The organism is Roseiarcus sp., assembly GCF_052145395.1.
In the GTDB taxonomy this organism is placed as follows: domain Bacteria; phylum Pseudomonadota; class Alphaproteobacteria; order Rhizobiales; family Beijerinckiaceae; genus Roseiarcus.
Map to the genome: position 1 here is coordinate 1 of NZ_JBKQOT010000098.1, position 3145 is coordinate 3145.

Consider the following 3145-nt stretch of genomic DNA (forward strand, 5'->3'; position numbering starts at 1 on the left):
GCCCGACGCCGGCGCAGCAGCTCAACGCGCTCATTCCGTGGCTCATGCAGGAGACGGGGGCGAAAAGATTCTACCTGCCGTCGTCCGACTACATCTGGCCGCACACGATGAACCGGAAGGTCCGTCCCCTCGTCGCGGCGAACGGCGGCACTTTCGTCGGAGAGGAGTACCATCCCCGCGTTCGCGAGCAGCTCCCACCTCGGCGCGGCTGTTCATGATGAAGGACCAGTCGTAGCCCACCGGCCCATCGATATGCGGACCGGGCTGGACGACGGGCTGCGCGCCGCCAGCGCCGCCGGACAGGACAAGCGCGGCGCTGACTGGCGAGAGTCGAACGGGCATGAGCAATTCCTCGGCCTACCTCAAGCCGCCGGAGACCGGTATGAAGGCGCCGGTCACCCAGCTGGCCTCGTCGGAGGCGAGGAAGACCGCAACGCGAGCGATGTCCTCCGGCTGGCCGAGCCGGCCAAGCGGCGTACGGGCGACCAGCTCTTTCCCGAGTTCGCTGCCGATGAGCCCGTCGGCGCGCGTGGCGTCGGTCTCGACCGTGCCCGGGGCCAGCGTGTTGACGCGGATGCGCTGGCCGCCGAGTTCAGCGGCCAGCGCGCGGGTGATTGTCTCAACGGCGCCCTTGGTGGCTGCGTAGACCGTCGAACCCGGCGTCGGGCTCACGCTGACGACGGAGCCGACGTTGATGACGCTGCCTCCATTCGCGCTGAAATGCGCGAGCGCCTCCTTGATTGTCAGGACCGGGCCCAGCACGTTGGTGTCGAACAGTCGGCGATAGAGATCCTCGGTCACCGCCCCGAGCGGACTCATTCGGGCGACGCCGGCGTTGTTCACCAGGATGTCGATCGCCCCAAACGCTGCTTTTGCCTCGGCGAAGAGCCGGCTCACATCCGCCGCTTTTGAGACGTCCCCCGGACGGCGATCGCCCGCCCACCCTTGCCCTTGATGTCGTCGACGACCCGCGCCGCGGCCTCCTCCCGCGGCCGCCAGCGCCTTTGCGATCGCTGCGCCGATGCCCCTCGCAGCCCCTGTCACCAGCGCGACTTTGTCTGTCAAGTTGGCCATGCCGTCGCTCCGCAATTCGTGTTGAGAGATCGATTCAAAGCTCTGGCTGCCGCGCGCCGAAGCGATCCGCGTGGGGAGCATGAGCGTGAGATTCCGCCGGCGCCGTCGGTCGTTCGAGCAACCGCGCGAGGACGGCGCTCGAAACCCGAAACAGACCAGTGTAGGGGTCTGACATTTCAAGGATGAGAAAAATTGCGCTGGCGATCGCCACCGACCCCAGCGCGGCCATGAGAAGCGTCAGCAGGTTGGCCCCGGCAAGAATTCCGTAGCCGAAGAACAGGGCGCAGGCCCATCCCATAACGACGTTCAGAAGAAGGTTCGGGACCCGGCTCGCGAGGCTCCTGATCATCGATCCTTGGGTTTCGATGAATTTGCCAAAAATCTCGCGCGCCTGACCAAGAGCATGCCTCTGCTCGTCGTTCGCCGGTCGCAACTCATCAAGGGCGGCGAGCATGTCATGTACATCAACATGCACGCCTTCATGCGTGATCTTGCGCGCTCGGCCGCCCCCGTCTGAAGACCATAGGCGCGCCTTGAGCTGCAAGATCTGCTTGCGCAAGATGGCGCTCGCCGCCTTTGCCTCCGGGCCGAATTTTCTCAAGACAAAGCGCATCCGGGCGACCGAGCGGACGATCGTCTCCAGGTCGGTTTGCTGGCTGTTGAACAGGCCGTAGCTCGTCGAAACCAGCAGTCCGACCACGACGGCAAGTAGCGTCGCAACGAGCCCGACGACCGAGTTCGTCATGCTTCTGGCCTCGGCGACATAGGACGGCCCCAGGAACTGCTGAGCGGCAATTCCGAGCAGCGCGGACGCTAGTGTCGCCACCGCCACAATCGCCGCGCGTGCGACGAACACCAGTGAATAGGCGGCATGCTCTTGCACGGCGAACCGCTCTACATTCGTGGCAGGGTCCTTGGCCTTCGCGACTGTTGCGATCGCGCTCTTGCCCTCAAACTGATCTGACGACACTGAACGCTGCATTGGCGAATTCCCTTCTCAGTGTGCGACCCGGGCGCCCCCGCCGAGTTTGACGTTGGCGCAATGGCAGCGTGAGCGGCACGGCAGCGATTGCGAGAAGTATCAGAACCCAGAAGACGAAACGGACGCGAGCAGTGCGGCCTGCGTCTCAACCTGTCCTATATCTGGCCCCCGACCTAGAAGAACGCGCGCGGATCCTGCGGCTCGTCCGGAGCGAACTCGCCGGCGACGGCCCGCTCGTGCACTTCCCAGGGCGACCCGCCCGCCTTGCGCGCCGCGTGCATTTTATCGGGATCGACAAGCGCCATTGCCGGAGGCGCGGTCCTCAGGTGCTCGGTCGCCGTCCAATCGTCGCCGTAGTTGTTGACGCTGAGCTCGACGATGTTCTCGTCGGGGTCCGCGTAATAGAACGCCGTCCCTAAGCCGTGGTCGGCGGCCCGCACCGGCAGGATGCCAAGGCGCTTGAGCCGGACAAAGGTTCCGAGGAGATCGTCGAGCGTGCGGCAGGCGAAAGCGACATGCTGCATCCGAGCGTGGCGGCCTTTGTCGCGGTCCACACTAACTCCCGGCACCTCGAAGAGCACGATGCGATGGTCGGTCTCGTCGTTGCTGATGAACGCCATCGCAGAAAAAGGCGCCCGGCTCAGGGCTTCCGCCGGCAGCGCCGAACGATGGTTGACCGTCATGCCGAGCACCTTGCGGTACCAGTCGAGCATGGCGTTCAGATTGCCTGTGGTCAGGCCGTAATGCAGCAGCTTCGGGTGGACGGCGATCTCGGTATTCATTTGTTTGCTTGCTCCTCCGGCGCGAGGCCAGCCAATGTGCGAAGACTGTGGACCAGCCCGGAGCGTGCAGTAAGATGGAATAGTCTGAATGGGCTTTTCCATCATAGCGAATAATAGGGTGAGCCATGCGCGGAGCCAGCCTTGCCGAGACCAGCGCCTTGGTCGCGGTGCTCGAGCAGAAGAGCTTCACGAAAGCGGGCAAGCTTTTGGGCCTGTCTACGCCGCGCGTGAGCGACATGGTGCGCAGCCTCGAGGAGCGTCTGGGCGTCCGGCTCGTCGAGCGCACCACGCGCTCGGTTGCGCCGAC

General features: G+C 64.7%; 5 protein-coding genes. 2 read left to right on the top strand and 3 right to left on the bottom strand.

Going from position 1 to position 3145, the window contains the following annotated elements; genetic code table 11:
* On the top strand, positions 1-218 hold a 218-nt coding region (locus ACLP25_RS03405), incomplete at its 5' end, for a transporter substrate-binding protein (protein WP_442467824.1).
* A gap of 139 nt (positions 219-357) precedes the next feature.
* Here ACLP25_RS03405 and ACLP25_RS03410 read toward each other — a convergent pair.
* The 3 genes from ACLP25_RS03410 to ACLP25_RS03420 form a co-directional block, all read right to left on the bottom strand.
* Complete coding sequence (locus ACLP25_RS03410; RefSeq protein ID WP_442467825.1) at positions 358-1074, bottom strand: SDR family NAD(P)-dependent oxidoreductase; 717 nt, start codon at positions 1072-1074, stop codon at positions 358-360.
* A 34-nt stretch (positions 1075-1108) separates the two neighbouring features.
* The gene (locus tag ACLP25_RS03415) at positions 1109-2056 is read right to left on the bottom strand and encodes a bestrophin-like domain (protein ID WP_442467826.1); all 948 of its coding nucleotides are present in this window, start codon (positions 2054-2056) and stop codon (positions 1109-1111) included.
* A 173-nt stretch (positions 2057-2229) separates the two neighbouring features.
* Positions 2230-2838 carry a VOC family protein gene (locus tag ACLP25_RS03420; RefSeq protein WP_442467827.1) on the bottom strand — a complete coding sequence of 203 codons (609 nt, stop codon included), beginning with the start codon at positions 2836-2838 and terminating at the stop codon, positions 2230-2232.
* 125 nt (positions 2839-2963) lie between these two features.
* Between ACLP25_RS03420 and ACLP25_RS03425 the strand changes: the two genes are divergently transcribed.
* Positions 2964-3145: helix-turn-helix domain-containing protein (locus ACLP25_RS03425; RefSeq protein WP_442467828.1), on the top strand; the 182-nt coding region annotated here is incomplete at its 3' end.

What these genes read in the sequence shown, in the direction of transcription:
- ACLP25_RS03415 (WP_442467826.1), bottom strand. Translation starts at nt 2,056, where the DNA reads ATGCAGCGTTCAGTGTCGTCAGATCAGTTTGAGGGCAAGAGCGCGATC.
- ACLP25_RS03420 (WP_442467827.1), bottom strand. Translation starts at nt 2,838, where the DNA reads ATGAATACCGAGATCGCCGTCCACCCGAAGCTGCTGCATTACGGCCTG.
- ACLP25_RS03410 (WP_442467825.1), bottom strand. Translation starts at nt 1,074, where the DNA reads ATGGCCAACTTGACAGACAAAGTCGCGCTGGTGACAGGGGCTGCGAGG.